The organism is Leptolyngbya sp. CALU 1928 (genome assembly GCF_056784215.1).
Window position 1 is genome coordinate 96,548 of sequence record NZ_JBXBCE010000019.1, and the last position, 25,335, is coordinate 121,882.

General features: G+C 49.3%; 18 protein-coding genes. 12 read left to right on the forward strand and 6 right to left on the reverse strand.

Features of this window, described 5'->3' with window-relative positions:
• Window positions 1-37: 37 nt before the first annotated feature.
• Window positions 38-355: a hypothetical protein gene (locus AC1S5B_RS25790; RefSeq protein WP_482038522.1), complete on the reverse strand. Its 318-nt coding sequence runs from the start codon at window positions 353-355 to the stop codon at window positions 38-40.
• Between the two features lie 950 nt (window positions 356-1,305).
• Between AC1S5B_RS25790 and AC1S5B_RS25795 the strand changes: the two genes are divergently transcribed.
• A complete protein-coding gene (locus AC1S5B_RS25795) occupies window positions 1,306-7,500 on the forward strand; it encodes a M10 family metallopeptidase C-terminal domain-containing protein (RefSeq protein ID WP_482038523.1) in 6,195 nt (2,064 codons plus the stop codon).
• Between the two features lie 90 nt (window positions 7,501-7,590).
• On the opposite strand, the gene AC1S5B_RS25800 is transcribed toward AC1S5B_RS25795, so the two are convergent.
• Window positions 7,591-8,901, reverse strand: a complete 1,311-nt coding sequence (locus AC1S5B_RS25800) for a D-alanyl-D-alanine carboxypeptidase (protein WP_482038524.1) — start codon at window positions 8,899-8,901, stop codon at window positions 7,591-7,593.
• A 97-nt stretch (window positions 8,902-8,998) separates the two neighbouring features.
• On the opposite strand from AC1S5B_RS25800, the gene AC1S5B_RS25805 reads away from it, so the two are divergent.
• The 3 genes from AC1S5B_RS25805 to fumC are packed head-to-tail and all read left to right on the forward strand — an operon-like array spanning window position 8,999 to window position 11,692.
• Complete coding sequence (locus AC1S5B_RS25805) at window positions 8,999-9,661, forward strand: cofactor assembly of complex C subunit B (RefSeq protein WP_482038525.1); 663 nt, start codon at window positions 8,999-9,001, stop codon at window positions 9,659-9,661.
• 57 nt (window positions 9,662-9,718) lie between these two features.
• Window positions 9,719-10,234 (forward strand): DUF456 domain-containing protein, encoded by a 516-nt coding sequence (locus AC1S5B_RS25810; RefSeq protein WP_482038526.1) that lies wholly within the window; start codon window positions 9,719-9,721, stop codon window positions 10,232-10,234.
• Window positions 10,235-10,273: 39 nt separating this feature from the next.
• Window positions 10,274-11,692, forward strand: coding sequence for a class II fumarate hydratase (gene fumC, locus AC1S5B_RS25815; protein ID WP_482038527.1), 1,419 nt, complete (start codon window positions 10,274-10,276; stop codon window positions 11,690-11,692).
• A gap of 59 nt (window positions 11,693-11,751) precedes the next feature.
• Here fumC and AC1S5B_RS25820 read toward each other — a convergent pair whose 3' ends face one another.
• Both AC1S5B_RS25820 and AC1S5B_RS25825 read right to left on the reverse strand, forming a co-directional pair.
• Entirely contained in the window at window positions 11,752-13,491 is a 1,740-nt protein-coding gene (locus AC1S5B_RS25820) for a caspase, EACC1-associated type (protein ID WP_482038528.1), read from the reverse strand.
• Window positions 13,491-13,892 (reverse strand): hypothetical protein, encoded by a 402-nt coding sequence (locus AC1S5B_RS25825; RefSeq protein ID WP_482038529.1) that lies wholly within the window; start codon window positions 13,890-13,892, stop codon window positions 13,491-13,493. Before AC1S5B_RS25825 ends, AC1S5B_RS25820 begins: the two co-directional genes overlap by 1 nt.
• A 172-nt stretch (window positions 13,893-14,064) precedes the next feature.
• Between AC1S5B_RS25825 and AC1S5B_RS25830 the strand changes: the two genes are divergently transcribed.
• Complete coding sequence (locus AC1S5B_RS25830) at window positions 14,065-14,676, forward strand: Uma2 family endonuclease (RefSeq protein ID WP_482038530.1); 612 nt, start codon at window positions 14,065-14,067, stop codon at window positions 14,674-14,676.
• Between the two features lie 28 nt (window positions 14,677-14,704).
• Here AC1S5B_RS25830 and leuD read toward each other — a convergent pair whose 3' ends face one another.
• The gene (gene leuD, locus AC1S5B_RS25835) at window positions 14,705-15,298 is read right to left on the reverse strand and encodes a 3-isopropylmalate dehydratase small subunit (protein ID WP_482038531.1); all 594 of its coding nucleotides are present in this window, start codon (window positions 15,296-15,298) and stop codon (window positions 14,705-14,707) included.
• A gap of 405 nt (window positions 15,299-15,703) precedes the next feature.
• Here leuD and AC1S5B_RS25840 point away from each other — a divergent pair, with 405 nt between their 5' ends.
• Window positions 15,704-17,782, forward strand: a complete 2,079-nt coding sequence (locus AC1S5B_RS25840; RefSeq protein ID WP_482038532.1) for a 5'-nucleotidase C-terminal domain-containing protein — start codon at window positions 15,704-15,706, stop codon at window positions 17,780-17,782.
• A gap of 393 nt (window positions 17,783-18,175) precedes the next feature.
• A complete protein-coding gene (locus AC1S5B_RS25845) occupies window positions 18,176-19,900 on the forward strand; it encodes an ABC1 kinase family protein (protein WP_482038533.1) in 1,725 nt (574 codons plus the stop codon).
• A gap of 25 nt (window positions 19,901-19,925) precedes the next feature.
• Here AC1S5B_RS25845 and thiS read toward each other — a convergent pair whose 3' ends face one another.
• The gene (gene thiS / locus AC1S5B_RS25850; RefSeq protein WP_482038534.1) at window positions 19,926-20,138 is read right to left on the reverse strand and encodes a sulfur carrier protein ThiS; all 213 of its coding nucleotides are present in this window, start codon (window positions 20,136-20,138) and stop codon (window positions 19,926-19,928) included.
• Window positions 20,139-20,223: 85 nt separating this feature from the next.
• Here thiS and AC1S5B_RS25855 point away from each other — a divergent pair, with 85 nt between their 5' ends.
• From AC1S5B_RS25855 to AC1S5B_RS25875, 5 genes are all read left to right on the forward strand, one after another.
• Entirely contained in the window at window positions 20,224-21,060 is an 837-nt protein-coding gene (locus AC1S5B_RS25855) for a thiazole synthase (protein ID WP_482038535.1), read from the forward strand.
• Between the two features lie 143 nt (window positions 21,061-21,203).
• Complete coding sequence (locus AC1S5B_RS25860; protein ID WP_482038536.1) at window positions 21,204-21,989, forward strand: PspA/IM30 family protein; 786 nt, start codon at window positions 21,204-21,206, stop codon at window positions 21,987-21,989.
• A 156-nt stretch (window positions 21,990-22,145) separates the two neighbouring features.
• On the forward strand, window positions 22,146-22,481 hold the full coding sequence (locus AC1S5B_RS25865) for a thioredoxin family protein (protein ID WP_482038537.1): 336 nt from the start codon (window positions 22,146-22,148) through the stop codon (window positions 22,479-22,481).
• A 36-nt stretch (window positions 22,482-22,517) separates the two neighbouring features.
• Window positions 22,518-23,690: an LL-diaminopimelate aminotransferase gene (locus AC1S5B_RS25870; RefSeq protein ID WP_482038538.1), complete on the forward strand. Its 1,173-nt coding sequence runs from the start codon at window positions 22,518-22,520 to the stop codon at window positions 23,688-23,690.
• 5 nt (window positions 23,691-23,695) lie between these two features.
• Entirely contained in the window at window positions 23,696-25,306 is a 1,611-nt protein-coding gene (locus AC1S5B_RS25875; RefSeq protein ID WP_482038539.1) for a Ppx/GppA phosphatase family protein, read from the forward strand.
• Window positions 25,307-25,335: the final 29 nt, after the last annotated feature.

Below are 25,335 nucleotides of genomic sequence, written 5' to 3' on the forward strand. Positions count from 1 at the left end.
AACGCTAGATAAGCAATAACGCTATAGATATCTAACCTCACAATCTTTCATATCCTGCTTCTGCCAAAAGCCTACTAACTTTTCCCCAAGCCATTGTTGAGGTAGCATGTATTTTTTGAGCTATTAGCGCCCTCAGAGGCTTATAAAGATCTCGACTTAAAGTAACTCGCACAGAATTACTGCTAGAACTTTGATACAAGTGCTTGGCGATTTCAGCAGGACTATATCCATATAACAAAGCGCAGAGAAGTTTTTTCTTCGTAGTAGTTAGTTCTCTGCCTTCAACCTCTGCTAGATCCGTATACAGCCTCTCTAAATCCCATTTTCTGGCAACTTCTTCAAACAAGCTTTCCATCGCAACCCTGACGAGATTGTATTTACTGCTTACGCATTTCACCGTATAAAACATAACACTTTGGTCGCAATATTCTCTACGCGATGCATGAAGTCTTGATGTTAATTGCTAACGATCGCTAGCTTGACAGCACGTGTATTTACTGAGTAATCTAAGCTTCATAGAAAGTTTATTTATTTCCGGTAATCTTTACAAGAAATAAATGCTTTTTGTGTAGTTCTTGTGTTTCCTCTGAGTTGCGGTACTAAGTCAACTAAACCCGAAAGATAGGAGTCAGCACTGAACTTTAGACATCCACATCATCATCTGCTTAACTGCACCCTTGAATTAGTAGAGCGTCATGTAGGCATCTAGGAGAGAAGCAGACGTGTTTTTTCCTTCACCGCCACTCTAATAATTTGTGTTGAAAAAATAGAGTTTCTCAGGTCAAACAGACGCTAAAGATTCAGTCTTTGATCGTGTTTCTTATTGGGTTTCTACTGCTTACTTGCACGTTTATAGCAGTGTGTGAATGAGACGATGAGACGAATTACAAACAATCATGATTGTGTTTAGCTTGCTACAACCCATACACGGTAAAAGCTCAAGCATCGCAAGTGTGACGTTTGCTCTTCAAGTGTGACGTTTGCTCTTGATGACTATTTTTTGTCACCATGCAAAATCGAGCCTGTGTTGATCGCTTCTACCGTTAGAAATTCACAATCTGGCATTGCTCAATCTATCTATAGGGTAATCCTGGGCGATCGCCCCGCCATCCTCCAACCACTCCTTAAAAACTCGGACTTCTGTTGTAACGCTTCATGAAGTTACAACTGTACTTGCGTAATTTCCGAAAGTGCAAACCGAGAAGCCAATGACGACGAAATCGAGACCGCGATCGTGGGCTTGAGAAAGACGCGATCGCCCTAACTGTAAACCAGCTATTCCATCTACCCAGGAGACCAACCATCATGGCTACGAATAACTCATCTCAAGCAATCAACGCATCTGTTGATGATATTTCGACCGAGAGTGTACTGAATGAAGGGCTTGATTTGCCCATTTCCACCGAGGCTGGAAGTACTGCACCGTTTTCTTGGGAAGTGTTGCAGGATGAATCTGCGAATTTTTCAGTGACGAGCGATCGCATGGCTCAGGTGATCCAGCAGACGGTGGGGCGGTTTGCCAGTGATCCAGGGTTTGACTCGAAGATGGCGTTGGCGTTTGGGGCGGGGAATGATTACAGCGGTTTGAAGTCGGCGTGGCAGGCGGGGATGTTTGATGCGTTTCCGCAGATTGAAGTTCGCACGGGGGCGGAGCTGGCGGGGGCGAATGCTGCCTATGCGGGTTTAACCAACACGATCTATGTTTCTCAGGATTTCTTGCGCCAAAATGCCAACAATTCTCAGGCGATCGCGAGTGTTTTGGTTGAAGAGTTTGGTCATTCTGTGGATCGGAGTGTCAACGCGATCGATACTCCTGGAGATGAAGGTGAGTTGTTTTCTGCGATCGTTCGTGGGGTAGATTTGGGTGATCACGAAATTCAAATGTTAAAACAAGAAACTGACTCCTTATCTATTTATGTTGATGGAGCAATTGTTGAAGGAGAAGCTTCATTTGGAGAGGCAACTCCAACTACGACGCAAGGCATCCCAAACGATCAGAATATTCAGGGAATAACTTATGGTTCAACTCGTTGGGCATCAAATACAGTTACATATAGCTTCACTAATAGCATTGATGACTATGAAACAACGTATCAAGATAGAAGTATTCACGAATCCTCTTTTCGCGCATTTGCATCTAATCAGCAACAAGTTTTCAAAAATGAATTATTCCCTCTTTTTTCTAATGTATCAGGGCTGATTTTTAAGGAGCTTACTGGAGATGATGACCGTAATGCCACCATCCGAATTGCTGAATCGGATGTTCTAGGCATTGGAGCTTTTGTTTATCAGATGACTAAAGCAAGCCCTGAGGCTGGGGATATGTGGATTGGAAAAAACCCAGATTATGACAATAATTTTGGCATAGGAACTTACGCTCGAACTATTACTTTTATGCATGAAATCGGGCATACTGTTGGCTTAAAACATGGTCATGAAGCGGCGGGTTCTTTCACAACAATTATGGAAAATAATCGTAACTCTAATGAGTTTTCGATCATGACCTATCGTCAGTATATTGGTGATTCTATTAGTGTATATACTGCTCCCTATGGTAACGCACCGCAATCTCTAATGATGTATGATATCGCTGCGATACAGCATTTATACGGTGCAAATTTTGGTTTTAATTCGACTAATACAATTTACCAATTCTCTCCTGATACGGGTGAGATGTTTATAACAGACGATACAGTATGCAAAGGGGAAGGTCAGCCTGTTGAGAATGTTGTTTTTCGGACTATTTGGGATGGAAAAGGTACTGATACTTATGACTTTTCTAACTATACTACGAGATTGCGTATTAATTTAGAACCTGGAAACTGGAGTGATCTTGATGTTGGTGGGAATTCTCAAAGAGCAAATCTTGGGGATGGTAAGTTTGCTAGAGGCCATGTTTTCAATGCTCTGTTATTTGACAATAATCTTCAGTCACTAATTGAAAATGCTATTGGTGGAAGTAACAGTGATGAAATTATTGGGAATGATGTAGGAAATTATATTCAAGGTCAAGCTGGTAAGGACAGAATAGAAGGTCAGAATGGTAATGATACGCTCTATGGGCAGGATGGCGCGGATACGTTGTTTGGTGGTGCAGGCGATGACACTTTAGATGGTGGAAGCGAAGATAGCGAAAAAGATTATCTCTACGGTGGAGATAACAACGATGAACTCTATGGCTGGGGCGGCAGTGACGAACTTTATGGACAAGCTGGGAGCGATCGTCTATTTGGGCAAGACGGTCATGACCTCTTGGATGGCGGTAATGAAGACAATGGTGCAGACTTCCTCTATGGTGGTTCAGGTGAGGACACCCTAAGAGGCTGGGATGGCAATGATGATTTAAGAGGTGAAGGTGATGATGATTTGATTGAAGCTGGAAATGGAGATGATGTTGCATATGGTGGCGATGGCTGGGACACCATTGAAGGCAATGCTGATAAAGATCAACTTTATGGCGAAGCAGGCTGGGATCGAATTGATGGAGGTTCTGGAGAAGATACTATATACGGTGGAACCGGGTGGGACTACATCAATGGTGGAGATCAGAAGGATACCCTTTATGGTGATGAAGGGAATGACATCATTTTGGGTGGAGAAGGTGATGATTTCATTGATGGCGGAAGTGGCTGGAACATAACAATTCAGGGAGCATCTATCTTGAGTAGATCTAGCTTCAGCATAGCTAGTGCTGCTCTTGGTAGTGTGGACTCAGATGACGATGAACTCTATGGTGAAGGTGGAAATGATGAGTTGCATGGTCGTTCTGGAGATGACACAATTTGGGGCGGATCGGGTAACGATACTGCCTACGGCGATGAAGGTGTAGATGTCTTATATGGCGATGTAGGGGATGATCGTTTGTTTGGCGGCGATAATCGAGATACTCTCTACGGCGGCATCGGCGATGATAAACTTTGGGGTGGTGACGACAACGATGAACTCTGGGGCGAAGATGGCGACGACACCATCAACGGTGATGCTGGCAACGACCTGATCTATGGCGGCGAAGACAACGACACCCTCTCCGGTGGACTAGACAACGATCGCATCTACGGTGAAGGCGGCAACGATCGCATCTCTGGAGACGAAGGTAACGATCTCCTTTTTGGGCAAGACGGCAACGACGCGATTGACGGCGGCATTGGCGACGACTACATCGAGGCAGGCATCGGCATCGATACCCTCAACGGCGGCGATGGCATAGATACCCTGTTTGGGCAAAACGACAACGATATCCTGAATGGCGATGCAGGCGACGACTTCTTGGATGGCGGCAATGGCAACGACCAACTCTTCGGCGGCGACGGCAACGACCAACTCCTGGGTCAAGCTGGCAACGACGTGATGTATGGCAATGCAGGCGATGATGCGATCGACGGTGGTGCAGGCAAAGACTACCTGGAAGGCAACGCAGGCAACGACACCCTCAACGGTGGAGCCGATATTGATACGCTCTACGGCAACGAGGGCGACGACATCCTCAACGGTGACGATGGCAAAGATACTCTGTTTGGCGGTGCAGGCAACGATCGCATCAGTGGTGGCGGCGATGTCGATATGGTCAGCTACCTCACCTCCCCCAGTGGCGTAGTCGTCAACCTAGATGAAAACAAACCCTACCGCAACGATCGCCAAGCCAACGCTAACAATGCCATCAATCCCGATAACCCCGCCGCCTACTACACCGACCTCGAAGCCAACTTCGCCATTAACCCCGGCAGTGCCGCCGACGGCTACGGTAACACTGACACCCTCACCAACCTAGAAAACATCACCGGCTCCCAATTTGCCGACGTGCTGATTGGCAATAGCCGCGATAACACTATCTTCGGCTTGGGCGGTGACGATCTGCTGGTGGGTGGCGGTGAAAACGACCAATTCTACGGCGGCAACGGCATTGATACCATCAGCTATCGTCGTAGTCCCGGCGGTGTGACCGTTAACCTGGAAACCAATAGCGCTACCGATGGACAAGGGGGCAGCGATCGCATCTTTGACACCGAAAACATCGTTGGCTCCAAATTCAACGACACCCTCATCGGCGATGCCAAAGCCAACATCATCACCGCAGGCGGCGGCAACGACACCGTTTCTGGCGGCGCAGGTGACGACACCCTCTACGGCGAATCTGGAGATGACCAGGTTTCCGGCGGCATCGGCAACGACACGCTTTATGGCAACTTGGGCAAAGACACGCTGAATGGCGATGCTGGCGATGATCTCGGCTATAGCGGCGCAGGCGATGATCGGCTCAATGGTGGCGACGGCAGCGATATTCTGTGGGGTGATCAAGGCAACGACGCGCTCAATGGTGGCACAGGCGACGACTTCCTAGATGGCGGCACCGGCAACGACACGCTCAACGGCAATGAGGGTAACGACCAATTGTTCGGTCAAGCGGGGGATGATTTGCTCGATGGCGGCAGTGGCATCGATATTCTGTTCGGTGGTGACGGCAAGGATCAACTCTTCGGGCAGGCGGGAGATGACATCCTGGAGGGTGGATTGGGTAACGATCGGCTCTTTGGCGGCGATGATAACGACACGCTCAATGGTCAAGCCGGGAATGACCTGCTGGAGGGTGGCGCAGGCAACGATATTCTCTCCGGGGGCGATGGTGCTGACCAACTCTTCGGACAAGCAGGCGATGACTCCCTGGAGGGTGGCACAGGCAACGACTTCCTGGATGGCGGCTTGGGCAATGATACCCTCTCCGGTAATGACGGCAATGACCAACTCTTCGGACAGGTTGGCAACGATATCCTGGAGGGAGGAGCGGGTGACGACCTGCTGGATGGCGGTATCGGCAACGACACCCTCAATGGTGGATCAGGCAACGACCAATTGTTGGGTCAAGCGGGAGACGACACCTTAAATGGTGGGCTAGGTGATGATCGGCTCAAAGGGGGCGAGGGCAGCGATATCCTCTCCGGTGGTGGCGGTCGCGATCTGTTCTACATCAACCGAGGCGAAGGTCCCGATAGCCTCCTGGACTTCACCGGAGTCGGTCGCGGCACGAATCCTGCCCCCTACCTGGTTTCTGAAATCGACACGATCGTCTTCTCTGGAGCCGCTCTGGTCGCCAAGACTATGCTCCTATCCCAAACGGGCGGCAACCTGGTGATCAGCTTTGAAGACATCGACAATACCAGCGTCACTTTGCAAAACTTCGCCCTAGAAAACCTCGACAACCACCACACTCACACTGGCGCGTCTCTCACGGTGGGCAACATCTTGTTTAATGGCGACACGTCCATTCGGGATAGCTTCGATGTGATCAATGCTGAGGTCAATTTAACCCAAGTGCTGCGACCCCACTTCGTCACCTTCCTCAATGATCTAGACAACAAAACTAACGGCTTCGACCACTCCAACGATGTGATTAATGGTCAGGGCGGCAACGACACTCTGCGGGGCTTGGGCGGCAACGACATCCTCCGGGGTGGCGAAGGCAACGATTATCTCATCGGCGGTGCTGGCAACGACTATCTAGCTGGGCAATGGGGCAATGATTATCTAGAAGGGGGCCTAGGAGACGACTATCTGCGGGGCGGCACTGGGGACGATTTCCTCATCGGCGGCTTTGGCAACGATCGCATCGAGGGAGGCTTGGGCAATGACCAAATGTTTGGAGCCGGAGGACGCGATCGCTTTGTGATCTACCGGGGTGATGGCGTGGATACGATCGCCGACTTTGATGGAGTGGGTCCCGGCTCTCAGCCCTACAAAGACATCATCAATGAAGCCGATATTATTCAATTTCTGGGCACAGGACTGATTGCCAAAAACATGATTCTGACTCAAACCGACTACGAGCCAATCACTGGCAACAGCCTGGTCATTACCTTTGAAGGCATTACAGACACCACGGTCAAACTGACTAACTTTGCAATGGAAAATCTAGATAATCTGTCCACTCTAAATTCAGCCGGAATGCCTATTGGTAACATCCTGTTCCAGTTCGACGGCGACACCACCATCCAAGACAGCTTTGATGTCTTCAACTCCGATTGGGTAATGGATCAAGTGCTGCGATCGAACACCGTCACCTTCCTTAATGACCTTGACAACGACACGATGGGATTTGACCACTCCAATGATGTGATCAACGGTCAGGGCGGCAACGATATTCTCCTAGGTTTGAGTGGCAATGACATTCTGCGTGGCGGCATTGGCAATGATGTCTTGATCGGCGGCAATGGCAACAACATCCTCACAGGGAATGCTGGGTTTGATACCTTTGTGCTATCACTAGGTGGCTCCAGCTTCATCAATGACTTCACACTGGGACAAGACTTCATCGGATTATCTGATGGCCTCACCTTTGAGCAACTCAACATTGAGCAAGGAACAGGAGTTAACGCTGGAAGTACATCGATTAAAATACTAGGCGATGAGTCAATCCTGATGTCGTTAAGTAATGTGCAAGCTAGTGCTTTGAATACTGCGATGTTTCTGCCCTCTTCCTCAATTTTTCAACCTGCCCCTTTCGTATAAGCTGACCCGCTGAGGATGCGTACATTGAGAGAGTGATATCACAACTATGATTTAGCTCTCTCAAGTTTGTTAGCGAGCCTTAAAACTTAGTTATTGCGGTGCTAGCAGCACCTCATTACGATCGCTCAGCTTTGACAACGCACTAGCCGGATCAATTGGGCGACGAGGGGCGATCGCCAAAGGTATCGAAGCCACCGCGCCCCACTGCCGGGTTAAGCCTTGCAGGAGTTGATCTTGCTGGGCGCGTAAGCCATCTAAATCGCTGCCCCGGTTCATGATCACAAACCAAATCAAGCCGCGATCGCGAGTCGGCAACACTCCTGCTAAGCTGCTGACATCATTTAGCGTCCCGGTTTTGACGACCGACGCACCAGGGATTGGGCGCTCTTGAATGGTGCCCTGATCTTTGCCAGCAATGGGAAATAGATCGGCAATCGTCAAATTACGGGCGATCGCATAGCGCTGCACCGCTGACAGCATGGCATAAACGGCGCGAGGCGAAATCCGGTTTTCAACGCCTAACCCAGACCCGTTTGACAACAACACCTCTTGAGCCGGAGCGCCTGACAGCGCCGCCGCTTTTTGGGCAACTATCGGCGCGCCCCCCGCTAGATCTGCTAAAGTTTGGGCGATCACGTTGTTGCTATAGACATTCATCAACTTCAAAATTTGCGCCAGCGGTAAAGACTGATGGCGCAGCACCTCTTGAGTTTGCGGCATCGAACTTGCTGGAATGACGCGCACGGCTCCGGCAATCTCAAGTTGAGGACGGGGCGTACCAGGCGGCAGATTTTGATATTGGGCGATCGCGTCTTCCGACCAAGCGCTTGCATTCAACGATTGCTTGAGCAACTCTCCCGCCTTATCTGGCATTATTTCAAAATTCATTTGAAAATTGCCCACAATCACCAAATCGCCTGTCACTTTAGCGATCCCCAGTTTGTTCAGCGCATTGCCTACTGAAAAAGCCTGCTCCCACACAAACAGCGGATCGCCGCCGCCCTGAATCACTAAGTCGCCATTCACTACGCCCTGCTCCACTTTCCCCGTCGTGCTAATCACCGTTTCAAAGCGATGATCCGCTCCCCAAGTATCCAAAGCCACGAGAGTCGTGGCAATTTTGGTTAGCGATGCGGCGGGAAGTGGTGTCGCCCCTTGATTGCTAGACAACAGCATCGGACCTGATTGCAACCACACACCCTGCGCCTCAATTGGCAAGCCTTGCCCTGCTAATCCCTTTAAATATTGCTGCAATAAAGCATCGGTCGTACCATCCGCACTGGCAGCATTGACTACCCAAGGAGTAGTCTGCAATACATCCACGGCAGAACTAAGCGACTGCGGCATTCCTGACGCTGACAGCCACACCGAAACCAAAGTAGAACTGAACCCATCAAACACGGTTATCTTCCTTTAACTAGCGCGACTGAACTTGCTAGAGTAAATGGCAAGACCAGTATATTAAAGCTTCTGAATATAGCGCCTTTTAAAGTGTGGAATGGCAAAATCTGATTCAAATTCGATAGTAAGATTGATCCCATTTGCCGTCGGGGGAGTGGCAGGCACACTGTTATTGGTCAACCGATTGCTGACTGACAGTTTGACTCCGGCTCAAGCGAGATCGGACGTGGTAGGGATTATAGTCTGTGCCGTGCTGATCTTGACGGGGCTAATCTGGCAACGAGTGCAACCGCGATCGCCCGACAGTGTGGAATTAGTGGGCACAGAAGTATTTGACCTTGATCCCACTTTGTCAGAAACACTTCAAACCGAGCTGGCGTGGGCATCCCATCTGCTGCTAACCAATACGGTAACGCGATCGCTGATTGTCTGGCACGGCGGCAAAGTCCTTCTGCGACGAGGCATTTTACCGGAACAAGCAACTATAAAACCGGGAGTTATCCTCCAGCGTGTCTTAGATAAACAGAAACCGATTTATTTAGTCGCATTAGCGGTTTATCCCGGCAAAATTGAGTTTGATTATTTGCCAGAAAACACTCAAGGCGTAATCTGTCAGCCAATCGACGAAAAAAGCGTACTGATTTTGGGTGCCAATGCCCCCCGCAGTTATACCCGCCAAGACGAACAATGGATCAGCGCGATCGCAGACAAACTCGCCTACACAATCAGCAAAGTGACGAATGACGACCTCAAAACTTAAAACTCAAAACTCAAAACTTTCCCCGCCCTCTTCCCTAACCTTTAACCTCCTGTTCCCATGCTTTATCTCTATTGGACTCTCGTTCTCGTCATGGTTGTTGGCATCATTGGTGCCATTGTTCCAGGGATTCCTGGCATTAGTTTGATTGCGATCGCCGCGTTCATTTGGGCGTTTGCCAGCAATTTCACCAGCGGCACCACGGCGCTGATTGTGGCGGTGGTCGTATTGCTGCTGGGAATTGGCATTGATTTTTTGGCAGGCTACATCGGTGCAAAGCAAGCAGGCGCAAGTAAATGGGGGCAAATTGGGGCGATGATTGGGCTAGTGTTAGGACTATTTGGATTTTTGCCAACCTTACCCATCGGGGGCCCTTTAGGTCCGTTTATCGGTATCATTCTTGGTTCCGCGATCGGCGCAGTTGTGGGAGAGTATTTGTACTCCAAGGATTTGATGCTTTCTCTTAAAGCTGCCCTTGGGCTAATGGTCGGTTCACTAGTGGGCAATTTGGTTCAAGAAGTATTGGCGATCGCAACGGTGGCAGTATTTCTAATCACAACATGGCCTTATAAATAAAAGGGAAGAGGTGAGAGGGAAAAGGGAAGAGGAAGCTAAATGAGTGTGAGTGACGTGAATCAAAATCAAACCAGGCAGGAGAGCGATAGTTTGGGGGTAGTGCAGGTTCCAGCGGAGCGGTTGTGGGGTGCCCAAACGGAGCGATCGCTGCACCATTTCGCCATTGGGGTAGAGCGGTTTCAGTGGGGGCGATCGGTCATACGAGCCTTGGGAATCTTGAAAAAAGCGGCGGCGATCGCCAATGGTGAACTGGGCTTATTACCAGTCGAAACCGTGAAACTCATTGTCCGGGCGGCGGATGAAGTGATTGCGGGACAGTGGGACGAGGAATTTCCTTTGGTCGTGTTTCAAACGGGATCGGGCACTCAATCCAACATGAATGCCAATGAAGTGATTGCTAATCGAGCGATTCAGCTTGCGGGTGGGGTGATTGGCTCCAAACAGCCCGTTCATCCCAATGATCATGTCAACCGCTGCCAGTCGTCGAATGATACGTTTCCGACGGCGATGCACATTGCCACAGTGGAACAGTTGGAAGCAGAATTGATGCCTGCGGTCATTGCTCTGCGAGACACGCTAGCAGCAAAGGCTGAAGCTTACCAAGCCATCGTCATGGTGGGGCGCACCCATTTGCAAGATGCCACGCCGATCACGTTGGGACAGGCAATTTCAAGCTGGGTGGCGCAACTGGATGACGCGATCGCCACAATTCAGCGATCTATTCCGGGCGTGTGCGAACTGGCGATTGGCGGCACTGCCGTGGGTACGGGCATCAACGCCCATCCCCAGTTTGGTGATCTGGCTGCCCAAAAAATCGCGATCGAAACGGGCAAACCCTTTGTTTCTGCCCCAAACAAGTTTGCCGCCCTCTCTGCCCACGATGCCATGGTCAATGTCAGTGCAGCTCTGCGTACCTTGGCAGGAGCCGTGATAAAAATTGCTAACGATGTCCGCTGGTATGCCTCTGGACCACGGGCAGGCATTGGCGAAATCAACATTCCTGAAAATGAGCCGGGTTCCTCGATTATGCCAGGAAAAATCAACCCGACTCAGTGCGAAGCGCTGACGATGGTGGCGGTACAGGTGTTTGGCAATGACCACGCCGTCGCGTTTGCTGGGTCTCAGGGCAACTTTCAGCTCAATGTCTATAAACCTGTGATGCTGCACAATGTGCTGGAATCGATTCAGCTTTTGGCGGATGGCTGTCGCTCGTTTAATGACCACTGTGCGATCGGCATAGAACCCAACCAGCCACGCATTCAGGATCATCTCGACAATTCCCTCATGTTGGTGACGGCGCTGAATTCCCACATTGGCTACGAAAAAGCCGCCAAAATCTCGCTGCTTGCCTATCGTGAAAACATCAGCCTCAGAGAAGCCGCGCTGCAACTAGGATTTGTCACAGGCGATGAGTTTGATCAATGGGTGAAGCCAGCGGAAATGACTCGTCCCGGATAAATAATAAAACGATGGCTTTCATGTGTGCTGTACAACTATATGAAATCAATACGACAAACTTAAAAATCATAAGAGATTAAATCCCCTAAAACCCAACCACGGGATCTCCAAATTTTCCAAGGTAGGTGTCCTTTAGGAGCATACGTGCTAAATCTTATATCTGAATCCTCAAGCCAGATTCCTTCAACTCTCCACTTGACATAATCGCCGAACTTTTCCCATATTTCTCCACGATGGCGCTCTTCAACGCTACCTCCAATAGCAAAATAAATCTCTTTTTGAATAGAAAAGCCAAAGTTTCGATTGCTGTAATTCATCCACAACCTATTAACAGTAAGGAGATCCCTAAGAGGAAAGTGCAAAAGCTCCTCATTGCTGATATGGTCACCATCTTTTTTGTCTATTGCGCGCAGCATCACTAAGTAAGTTTCATGGTCTGCCTCTCTCCAACTGCACTTTCTGAGCAAATCCCGCAGTCGAGTGTAGTCAATTCCTTTTTCTGAACTGAGGTCATCAACTTGATCAGAAGTTTGTTCTCTACGAGCAATTTCCGCTTCTAATGGTTGAAGTTCTAGTTTTAGCTTGTCGAGTCTGCTGTACGTCCATTCTGCTGCTAAATTAAGGTCGTAGCCACGTGTTGCTTGCTCAATCTTGCTGGATATGAAATCTATCTCATCATTCAAAACCTGAACTTTGCGTAGCAAGTCTTCATTCTCAATAGCTAAACTTTCTGGGATGACCTCAGTTTCAATCGCTTGCACATTTTCATCCAACAAGCCGAGAACATGCTGAAGCTGCTTTAATCGTTTGCGTTCCCGTTCACCCAACGGATTTTTGTGTTGAAGGGCACGGGTGAATACGTCTCTATATCGCTGGATCTTCACTTGACGCTGGCGAATGGGTTCTAAAATTTCGGCTTCAATTGTTTGTATGTCTGCATCGGTCAAGCCGAGTTTACGTTGCCACTCTTCGAGCAGCGAACGGCTTAACACCTCATCAATTTCATCTCCATCTTCCTGAATGATCGCCTCTACTTCCTTGCGATATTTCACTTTCGGATCACCCAACGGGGCTTTCGCAATCCGAATCTGATAGCCTTCACCCTTTAACACAATGATTTTGGGAGTCATCGCAGGCGATTCTTCCTGAACCTTGCGCTTTGCATAGTCGTGCAGTTCTTGGACAGAAATGGCTCCATTTCCATCAATATCAGCGGCTCCAGTACGAATACCTTCCACTAGATAGCGAGTGTAGAGAGAAAGCTCTCCATCCCGTTGCTCAAACGAGTATTGAATGGAACTGGAAGACGTAAGGACGACCTGCCCCTCTGCACCCAGCAAGGTTTCGAGATTGATCGTGTCGTCATCTTTTGACAGCAGATCGCCAAAGGCTCCGCTAAAACAGCAATCCAGAATAATGATCTGCCGTTTAGCTTTGCTATCTCGAATGCGATCGCGGACAAAACTGGCAGCAACGGCGGTCGAGCGCACTAACTCCTCTTTTTGCTTGCGAGTATTACAGGCGGCAAAGTAGAGATCCAATTGAGCATCTTTTACGCCGTGCCCAGAGATATAAAGCAATGCTAGATCTTCTTTTTGCTGTTCTCGAAACCAAATTTCAATCGTTTCTGCAATTATTGTGTAGGGTTCGTTAATCAAAGTTTTCACTTCATCAAACCCACCCATTTCTGAATTGCGTAATACGGCTGCGATCGCCTCCACATCTTTAGGAGCCGCAGGTAATGGTTTCAAGCCTTCTGTATATGCCCCAGTGCCAATTAGCAGTGCAACTCTTGCCATTAACCCTTGCTGGTATCGCTTTTCACTACTCTAACCGTCAAATGCGAGATTTTCTCTAATGCCTGCAATTGCTTTTCTAGTTGTTCTGGAGTGCGATATTCCAGCTTGACATCGCCATACTCAACTTTCAGCGTTGCGCCTGCAATGCGGGTTTTGAGCCAACCAAATATTGCCAGAATATTCTTCAGGTTTACCTCTGCCTTCAGGATTCCCAGGTTGAATCCGGCTTCTCCCGCCTTACTGCCTTCGGGTACATCGGCTGACCGTACTAAGGTTGCATCCTCCGCTAACCCATCTTTTAGTTCGTTAGCAAGGCGTTGAGAAAATGCTTCCAAGTCTTCAGGCTCTAGATCCAATCCGGCTTCGTTCAGGTCAATGAAGAGATCGAGGGTGTCTGGCATAAAATTTTGCTGACATAAAGTTATTAGGATTTTAACCTTGACTAGCTTCACTGAATGTAGGGCAACTGGGCAGCGATCGCGGCAGTGTTGTTTTCCTAGCCCACCTTTCATCGTGGCTGCTGGCGACTCGTTACAATGAGGCAAGCCTTTTCTGGATGGAGTTAGGTTGCTGATGACTAGCCTGTTGATCAAATCCGAACAGATGTCACTGCCGATTGATCTTTCTTCGCTGACACCCATGTCGAAGATGAGCGATCAACAGTTCTATGAGTTTTGTCGAACGAATCCCGACTTGCGAATCGAGCGGAGTGCGAATGGAGAAATTGTCGTTATGCCGCCAGCATTTGCTGATACTGGAAACCGCAACGGTAGAATCTTTGGACAGCTTTTTGTTTGGGCTGAAGCGGATGCGACCGGAGAAGCCTTTGATTCCAGTTCCGGTTTTACCTTACCCAATGGCGCAATTCGCTCCCCGGATGCAGCGTGGATTTTGTGCGATCGCTGGAATGCTCTGGCACCGGAACAACAGGCATCTTTTGCAGCGATCGCCCCTGATTTTGTGGTGGAATTACGGTCTAGCAGCGATACGTTGGTGAGCTTACAGGAAAAGATGGAGGAATATGTGACAAATGGGGTGAGGTTGGGATTGCTGATCGACCGCAAGAATGGTCAAGTTCATGTTTATCGACCCAATCGCCTGCCAGAGATTTTGGACAATCCTGTATCAGTCAGTTGCGAACCTGAACTGCCAATGTTTGCGCTCAAAATGGCAAGAATTTGGTAATCACCAAGAGCATGAACTTCTGTTTTATTTAGCTGCTCCATTGAATGTAGGGTAGCTGGGCAGCGATCGCCCGAACTTGATCCGCTTGGGCAACCAACTGTCCACAGGCATCCCAAGTGCCCGACACCAGCATAGAACGAGCGCCTTCATTCATCGTGATGGGTGCAGAAAAATCACCACAGACGACCTGACCAGTTTCTAAATCTAAAGTGACTGCCACCTGGGGATCTGCCGCGATCGCATCTTGCAGTTTCTTCACTACATCCGCTGTTGCTGTGACGCACGGAATCCCCATTGCCAAGCAGTTTCCAAAGAAAATCTCAGCAAAACTTTCGCCGACAATCGCCTGGATGCCCCACTTAGCGATCGCTTGAGGCGCATGTTCCCGCGAAGAGCCACAGCCAAAGTTGCCGTTGACCACTAGCACCTCTGCTCCCTGGTACTGTGGCAAGTCAAACGGATGCTGTCCGTTGCGCTGACTGCGATCGTCTGCAAACACATTCTGACCCAATCCATCAAAGGTGACACACCGCAAAAACCGCGCCGGAATGATGCGATCGGTATCAATATCATTGCCCAATAGCGGAATGCCGCGCCCCGTAACCGATTTCACTTCACTCATAAGTTATCCAATCTGACCCGTTTGCTTATTTTCGCACTGAATCTAGCAAGAAGCGAACTCTCATCTTGTACAAAAGCTAAATCTGTCTCTGTGTAGATGGATAAAAGCGGCTTTTTCTGTTTACTGCTCCCTGTGACTAAATGCTGGTGAGATAGATGAAGATTACGTGAATTTGCTGATTTTTCTAAGGTTTGCTTACCAGTTCTTGAAGTCTTCTTAACCCGCGATCGCTACAGTCTTAAGCATCTTAGTAAGTCTACGGAAACTGTCCTAATTAAGCGTGATCGAGACAGTAAATGTACTGAACTAAGCGATCGCCCAGCCTCCAATGTTTGATCTCGCATAATTTTCCACAAGCATTTCATCCAGTGTTTATCTGTCCCAGTCAGTCATCCAACCATGATCATGCAACCCAAAAACTCTAACTCCAGCCAAGGCTGTCGCTTGCGTCGCTGGCTGTTTGCGTCTACTCTCACCCTGACCGGTGCTTTTATGCCTAGCATGGCTCAGGCGTTTACGCTCAATTTGCTGCACTTCAGCGATGGCGAATCTTCCCTGCTGAACCGCACCGCTCCCAGCACTGCAACAACCCCAAACTTCGACTACAGCGGTGTGAGTTTGTTTGCTAATCTAATAGACCGCCAACGCAACGCCAGCAATACGGACTTTGACCTATTGGTCACGGCTGGAGATAACTTTTTGGCAGGTCCTCAATTTGAAGCAAGTCTTCGTCTCCCTACAGGGCAGCAGTTTTATGATGCCAAGGCATTGGAACTGTTCAACATTGACGTAGGCGGTATTGGCAACCATGAATTCGACTTCGGACCCGATGTCTTAGCCCAGTTCATCGACCCGGACGGCAACGGCACTGGATTCCGTCCCTTTGTTTCATCTAACTTGCTGATTCCCGACAGCAGCCCGTTAAAAGGTTTGATTCAGCCCAGCACTGTTGTTACCAAAGTGGTAAACGGCGTAGAAGAGAGAATTGGCGTTGTGGGTGTGACAACTCCCTTGCTGCGCTCCATTTCTAGCCCTGGCAATATTGGTACGATCGGTGATTTATCCACAACACCGGGTTTTAGCGTACTGGTCAGCACGGTTCAGGCAGAAGTGGATAAGCTGACTGCTCAAGGCGTTGATAAGGTGGTTCTCGTTTCTCACTTGCAAGATATCAATGAAGAAAAGAGTTTGGCGGGCAAGCTGAAGGATGTAGATGTGATTGTGGCAGCGGGTAGCGACACTCGTTTAGCCAACCCAGACGATCCCCTTCTGCCTTTAACGGGTGAAACAGCCGTACCTTCTTATCCCTTGATCTACAACTCCGAAACGGGTCAGCAAGTTACTAGTTTGGCGGCTTTGCCTGCGGGAGTTGCCCCGTTATTGATCGTTTCTACGGATGGTGAATATAAGTACCTGGGCAATTTGCAGCTAGATTTTGCAAACGGCAAAGTTTCCAGCATTTTGGAGCCGACTAGTGGTCCAAAGCGCAACGCCACTCTGGATGGGTTGACGGGTCGTTCAGATTTAGTTAGCCAAGTGCAAAATCCGGTGCGAGACTTTGTTGCTGACCTGAGGCAAACTCCTGTGGGGGTTGCCAATGTGCCGTTGAATAGTGTGCGGACTGAAGTTCGGGCGAAAAGTACGCTGTTTGGCAGCTTGATTGCTGATGCGATTCGAGATGCTGCTCAAGATGGCGCACCGGCGATCGGGCTAGATCCTGCCAAGATTTTGGTGGGCATCCAAAACGGTGGCGGGATTCGCAACGATCGCCGTTTTGCTCCGGGCGAGACCATCTCCGAGTTTGACACCTTCGATGTACTGCCGTTTTCCAACTTTGTTTCAGTGGTTAAAGACCTTACGGGTAGCGAACTGTTGCCCATTTTGGAGCGGGCAGTTTCCGGGCAAACGACTCCGGGAGTAGGCGGTGGTGGTCAGTTTCTCCAGATCTCAGGCTTAGAAGTGGTCTATGACGTAACCAAAGCTGCACAAGTCGTCACCGCAGCAGGTGCAATCACTCAACAAGGCGCTCGAATCATCAGTATTTTGCTCGACCCCAACAACGATCGCACCGGGCAATTCCTGTATGACGTGGCGCAGGGCGGTTTCCTGGTTGATCCAAATCAAGCGTTATTTGATTTGGCAACAATCAACTTCACTGCCAACGGGGGCGATAACTTTGCGACCCTGGCAGGCATCTCTGACAGCCGGAAATTCACTCTCGGCGGTGTCACTTATCAGTCTGCTTTAGAGCAATACATCCGCGAAGACTTGCAGGGCACGGTTGATGCCACTGATATCGCTAGCGGTGCAGATATCCGCGTGCGCGATATTTCGTCGCTAATCTCTGATGCGACGGGTGGAGAAGTGATTGTGAGCGGGGATAGTGCGGCGGTGCCAGAACCAACCACAATGTTAGGGATGCTAGGCGCTAGCTTGGGGATGGGCTATTTGAAACGTCGTCAGGCTAAGAGCAAGCAAAAGTAGTTAATCTGCAAATTGACACGCACCGAACCTCTTTTACATCCCTATGCTCAAAAGATAAGGGCTTTAAGGGTTCCCGAACCTTCCATTCCGATAAAACTTTAATAAAGGCGATCGCTTCTATTCCTGTAGCGATCGCCTTTATTAAAAAATTTCAACGAACTATTAAGTAAACGAGTCGCTTAAGCACTAAACTCTGCACTCAAAATATTTGTAGTTTTCTATACTATAGTTAATGAAATGAAATAACCATCTTGTTATTTAACGGTGGTTTTTCAGTTTATGTCAAAGGCTTGGTTGAGCGATTCTGCATCGTTAGTTCAAAACCGTGAATGTTGAGTTGCTCCTCGAACCTTTTGTATCGGTTCTGTTTTAACTTAAGAGGTTCATGAGACGGTGGGTCAAAATCCCCTTGCTTTGCTGAAACGCTACGACGCGATCGCGATCGCTCGATATTATCGGCTTCGCCCCTGGCTAACACTTTGGCGCACCTTAAATGTCGCAGTTTCATTTTTAAGTTTTTTCCTTGGGTTAAAAATAGATTCATGGCGAAATCGAGTAGAGATAAATCGCCTGAAGCGGGCAGAACAGTTACGCCACACCTTAATTCGTTTAGGTCCAACCTTTATTAAAGTTGGGCAAGCGCTTTCTACCCGTCCTGATTTGATTCGCAAAGATTTTCTCGAAGAACTGACCAAACTCCAAGATCAGTTGCCACCTTTTTCGACTGAGCTAGCCTTTCGGATCATTGAGCAAGAGTTGGGGCGATCGGTGAAGGACGTTTACAGCGAAATTTCTCCTCAGCCTGTCGCCGCCGCCAGTTTGGGTCAAGTTTATCAAGCTTTTCTTTACAGCGGCGAAGAAGTCGCTGTCAAAGTGCAGCGCCCTAACTTGTTGCCTATACTGACCTTAGATTTGTATCTGATGCGGTGGGCAGCTAGTTGGATTGCGCCATGGCTACCGCTGAATCTAGGGCATGACTTGACGCTGATTGTGGATGAGTTTGGCATCAAGTTGTTTGAAGAAGTGGACTATTTGAATGAAGGGCGGAATGCCGAAAAATTTGCGACCAACTTCCGCGATAATCCAAAGGTGAAAGTCCCTGCAATTTATTGGCGCTACAGCAGCCGTCGGGTGCTGACGCTGGAATGGATTCACGGCTATAAGCTGACGGATACCGATCGCATTCGGGAAGCTGGTTTAGCCAGCGATGATCTGATCGAAATTGGCGTGACTAGCGGCTTACAACAGCTTTTGGAACACGGCTTTTTTCATGCCGATCCCCATCCTGGAAATCTATTTGCCATGACTCCCCAATGTGCCATAGGCGGCATTCAGCCGGGTGAGTCGGTGGAAGCTCGGATGGCATATATCGACTTTGGCATGATGGATCAGCTAGATGAGCGCGCCAAAGAAACCTTGGTCGATGCGGTGGTTCATTTGATCAACCGAGATTATGAAGACCTGGCAAAAGATTTTGTGACTCTCGGTTTTTTAACCCCAGAGGTTGATATTCAGCCGATTGTGCCCGCCTTAGAAGCGGTTTTCTCTCAAGCTTTTGGCGAAAGTGTGCGGGATTTCAACTTTAGAACCATCACGGATAGTTTTTCGGAACTGATGTATGAGTATCCGTTTCGGGTGCCTTCCAAGTTTGCTTTAATTATTCGCTCGTTGGTGACTCAAGAAGGGTTAGCGTTAACGATTAACCCCAATTTCAAAATTATTGAAGTTGCCTATCCTTATGTGGCAAAGCGCTTGTTAACCGGAGAATCGCCTCAACTGCGTCGCCGCTTGTTAGAGATGTTATTTAAGGATGGCAAGTTTCAGTGGTCGCGGTTGGAAAATTTGATTGCGATCGCCCGCACCAATGGCAACTTTGATCTCCTGCCTTCGGCTCAAATGGGCATTCAATTTTTGCTTTCAGAGGAAGGAGCGTTTTTACGGCAGCAGTTAATCATTGCCCTGACTGAAGACGATCGCATCCATACTGAAGAAGTTCAACGACTTTGGCACCTGATTAAAGATGATTTTCAGCCCGGACGATTGTTGAGCGCGGCAATGGGCGCGATCGCAGAATTTTCGACTGCGGGAACCTCTGCCCTGCTTGCCAACGCGCGCTAATCCCTAAATTCTTCACACTCCGAACTCAACCGCCTCCCACAATGGTGACAATTTCTAGGCGATCGCCCGGTTTCATTTCCGTAGTGTCCCAAAACTGACGATGTAATATTTCGCCGTTGTATTCCACGGCAATCAGTCTGGGATTTAAGCCCAGTTGGTCTAAGAACATCGGTAACAATGTGTTTTTAGGGCAGCCTTGCGGCTCGCCGTTGACTTGGAGCGTGATTAGATTATCCATAGGTTCAATTTTAAAGCTGCTGCGAACGCTTTAGACTAGAAAGTCCTTTGATTATTTCTCTGACCACTTATTCCCTGATTGAACTATGTATACCCTAGATAAGCCCACAGAGCGATCGCTCCAAGATCCCCTAATCATTGCTGGACGCACCTTTCACTCGCGCCTGATGACGGGAACGGGAAAATATCGCAATTTTGATGAGATGCGACAAAGCGTGGCGGCAAGCGGTTGCCAAATTGTCACCGTCGCCGTCCGTCGTGTGCAAACCAACGCTCCTGGGCATGAAGGTCTGGCAGACGCTTTAGATTGGAGCAAAATCTGGATGTTGCCCAACACTGCTGGCTGTCAAACTGCCGAAGATGCCGTCCGAGTGGCGCGATTGGGTCGTGAGATGGCAAAATTGCTGGGTCAGGAAGACAATAACTTTGTCAAGCTGGAAGTGATTCCCGATGCTAAATATTTATTGCCTGACCCGATTGGCACTCTGCAAGCCGCAGAGCAATTGGTCAAAGAAGGATTTGCCGTATTGCCTTACATCAATGCCGATCCGCTGTTGGCAAAACGGTTAGAGGAAGTTGGCTGTGTGACCGTGATGCCCCTCGGCTCTCCAATTGGCTCCGGGCAAGGGATCAATAATGCTGCCAATATTCAAATCATCATTGAAACGATAAAGGTGCCGGTGGTGGTGGATGCGGGTATTGGGGTGCCCAGCGAAGCGGCTCAAGCGATGGAAATGGGGGCGGATGCACTGTTAATTAATACCGCGATCGCCCAAGCTCAAAATTCTCCAGCGATGGCACGGGCGATGAGTCTTGCGGCAGAAGCAGGGCGGTTGGCATACCAAGCCGGACGAATTCCGGTAAAACCTACCGCTAGCGCTAGTTCCCCTACAACGGGAACGATCGCCAGCACAACGACCTAATCTTATCCCCTGTCGGGACGGGGCAGGCGATCGCGCTCATATACTGCGGTTCCACCTTAAAAAAAATCTCTGTAAATGGGCGATCGCGGCTTGAAGTCCTACACTGTAGATTAGGCTTCTTATAAAATTAAGGATTGGCAGTCATGGGATTGTTTGACCGTGTTAGCCGGGTAGTCCGTGCAAATCTGAACGATGTCGTCAGTAAAGCTGAAGACCCCGAAAAGATTCTAGAGCAAACGATTATTGATATGCAGGAAGACCTGGTGCAAATGCGTCAGGCGGTGGCAAGCGCGATCGCAAGCCAAAAGCGGAGTCAGCAGCAACATAACCAGGCTCAGACTGAAGCAAACAACTGGCAGCAACGGGCGCAGTTGGCAATCCAGAAGGGCGACGAAGGATTAGCGCGGGAAGCGTTGGTTCGTAAAAAGACCAATTCTGAAACTGCTGCCTCCCTCAAAACTCAACTCGACCAACAAAGCACCATGGTCGATACGCTGAAGCGGAATCTAATTGCGCTAGAAGGCAAGATTTCGGAAGCCAAAACTAAAAAAGATATGCTCAAAGCACGGGCATCGGCGGCAAAAGCCAACGAGCAACTGCAAAATGTGGTGGGTCGCATGGGCACGGGCAGCGCTATGGGAGCTTTTGAGCGTATGGAAGAAAAAGTGCTGCAAATGGAGGCAAAATCTCAAGCCGCAGCGGAATTGGCTGGAGCCGATTTGGAAAGCCAGTTTGCCCTGTTGGAATCGGGTGGCGATGTAGATGATGAACTGGCAGCGATGAAAGCTCAGCTATTAGGCGGTGCGGCTCAAGACCAGGCACAGCTTTCGTCTAGCGCTCCGGCGGACAAAGTGACGGCTCAGCAAACGAGCAATCCTGAGGTGGATGCTGAACTAGAAGCACTAAAAACAAAGCTCGATCAACTTTAGGCGGTGAGACGTTAGCGAATAGTCTGCCATCGGCGATCGCTCCTCACTCATCATTGCAGCATTTTTCTAGCCTTCTATATTGACTGGGTTTGCCTTTGAGGTTCAAAACAAGTCAAAATACGAAGGCTTTGTTTTTGATGTTATTTGGGAAAGCGTATGAGTAGCGTCACGATTATTACGGATGCTGAATTTTCGGCGGAAGTGCTGCAAGCCGAACAGCCCGTGCTGGTCTATTTTTGGGCAACTTGGTGTGGTCCTTGTCGGCTGATGGCTCCGATGATGGAAACAGTCGCAGCAGATTATGGCGATCGCCTGAAGGTAATCAAAATGGAAGTTGATCCCAATCCAGCATCCGTTAAAACCTATAAAGTGGATGGGGTTCCTGCCTTTCGTTTATTCCAGGCAGGTGAAGTGGTGGCATCCGTAGAAGGGGCAATTCCCAAAAAACAGGTGGAAGCATTTTTAACTGAGAACATGCCAGCTTTAGCCTAAATTCAATCCGTCTAGAACCCTGATAGAACCTCGACTATGCAGTTTGCCCAGCGGTTAGCGCCCCTCCAACTCAATGTGTTTGCCGACATGGATCAGGCAAAAGCGAACGCGCGCGTTGCAGGGCGGGAACTGATCGATTTGTCCCTCGGATCGTCGGATTTGCCCACGCCGGAGCCTGTACTCAGGGCGATCGCCGATTCCCTAGCCGACCCTAGCACCCATGGCTATTTGCTGTTTTCGGGCACACAAGAATTTCGCCAAGCTGCCGCCCACTGGTATACCCAAAAGTTTAGGGTTCCTGTTGATGCCGAAACCGAAGTGCTGCCACTGATTGGCTCTCAAGAAGGCACTGCCCATTTGCCCTTAACAATTCTCAATCCGGGAGACTTTGCGCTGCTGCAAGATCCGGGCTATCCTTCCCATGCAGGCGGCGTTTACCTTGCTGGTGGACAGATCTACCCCATGCCGCTGTTGGCAGAGAATCACTTTTTGCCAGTCTTGGAAGACATCCCAGAAACCATACTGGCGCAAGCAAAAATGATGGTGTTGAGCTATCCTCACAACCCCACCACCGCGATCGCGCCTTTAGAATTTTTTCAAAAAGCCGTTGCCTTCTGCCAACAGCACACTCTTGTTTTGGTTCACGATTTCCCCTACGCGGACTTGTTTTTTGCAGAAATCACTGTTCCATCTGTGCTTCAGGCAGACCCGCAAAAAACGGTGTCGATCGAATTTTTCACGATGTCTAAGTCCTACAACATGGGCGGTTTTCGAGTGGGGTATGCGATTGGCAATGCCGAGTTAATTCGGGCGTTGCGGCAGGTAAAAGCCGCGATCGACTTTAACCAATATCGCGGTATTTTGAACGGGGCGATCGCGGCTTTAACTGGCTCCCAAGCTTCGATTCAAACCGTCGTTGAAACGTTCCGGCAGCGTCGAGATGCTGCGGTTGCTGCGCTGCATCGCATTGGCTGGAACGTGTCTACCCCTGCCGCCACTATGTATCTTTGGGCAAAACTGCCCGACCCGTGGACGCAGGACTCCATCGGCTTTGCGACCCAACTCGTCGAAGCCACCGGGGTTGCCGTATCGCCCGGTGCAGGCTTTGGCAAATCAGGCGAAGGCTATATACGACTGGCATTGGTGCAGGAGCCACGGGTGTTGGAAGCCGCGATCGCCCGTATCCAGCAGTTTTTAAAAACAAGTTAGTGGGCATGACTTTGGAACACGATCGCATTCTTACGGCAATTGATGTGGGAACCAATTCCATTCATATGGTAGTGGTTCGCATTCAGCCTACATTACCTGCGTTTACTATCATCGCCAGTGAAAAAGATACGGTTCGGCTAGGTGAACGATGTCACCGAACTGGACAACTCACCGAATCGGCTATGCAACGAGCGATCGAAGCACTCAAACGCTGCCAAGAAATTTCTCAAAGTTTGGGATCAGAGCAGATTATCGCCGTTGCTACCAGTGCAGTTCGTGAAGCCCCCAACGGACGGGAGTTTTTGCAGCGAGTGGAATCCGACCTAGGGCTTTGGATCAACCTAATTTCGGGCGTGGAAGAAGCGCGCCGGATTTATTTGGGGGTGCTGTCGGGCATTGAATTTAATAATAAGCCCCACATTGCGATCGACATCGGCGGCGGCTCCACCGAACTGATTTTGGGTGATGGTCATGATCCCCGCAGCTTGAGCAGCACTAAAATTGGCGCGGTTCGGCTAACCAATGAGTATGTCACGACCGATCCCATTAGCAATAAAGAAATTGAAGCGCTGCAAGCTTATATTCGTGGGATGTTAGAGCGTCCAACAGAGGAATTGCTCAGCCATCTTAAACCAGGGGAAATCCCCCGGCTCATTGGCACTTCTGGCACGATTGAAACCCTGGCAATCATGCACGCACGGGAGCATTTGGGCATCGTGCCCGCGCCACTCCAAGGCTACAGCTTTACGCTGAGTGATTTGCAGGAAATGACCCAGCGTTTGCGACGCATGACGATTGCAGAGCGATCGCACATTCCGGGCATCAACGATCGTCGGGCTGAGATCATCTTGGCGGGTGCGCTGATTTTGCAAGAGGCAATGACCCTGCTAAACCTCGAAGCAATTACCATCTGTCAGCGATCGCTGAGGGAAGGGGTGATCGTAGATTGGATGCTAACCCACGGGCTAATTGAAGATCGGCTGCGCTACCAAAGCTCCATTCGTAAACGTAGCATTCTTAACACAGCCCAAAAATACCGGGTGAATTTGGATCACAGCGAACGGGTGGCAGCGTTTGCCCTCAGCCTATTCGATCAAACTCAAGGAGTTTTGCATGAATGGGGAGATGAAGAACGGGAACTGCTGTGGGCAGCCGCTATTTTGCATAATTGCGGACACTTTGTCAGTCACTCTGCCCATCATAAGCATTCCTACTACTTGATTCGCTATGGCGAACTTTTGGGTTACACCGAAACAGAAATAGAAGCGATCGCAAACTTGGCGCGCTATCACCGCAAAAATAACCCCAAGAAAAAGCACGAAACTTATCGCAATCTCACCAGCAAAAAGTATCGACACGTCGTCGATCAACTAAGTCCTTTGTTGCGGCTAGCAGTTGCCCTCGATCGCCGTCAGATTGGAGCAATTCAAACCATCACCTGTGAGTTTTTGCCCACCGCTCACGAACTACGGCTGCATCTTCAAGCCGCAAAACCCACTGACGATTGCGCTTTAGAGCTATGGAGCCTGGAAACTAAAAAGAGTAGTTTTGAAAGCCAATTTGGACTCAAGCTTGTCCCTGTATTAGAAGTTCAAACCTTTACCATTTCAACTTAAGCAGTCTATTTGATTCACTCCTCAACCGA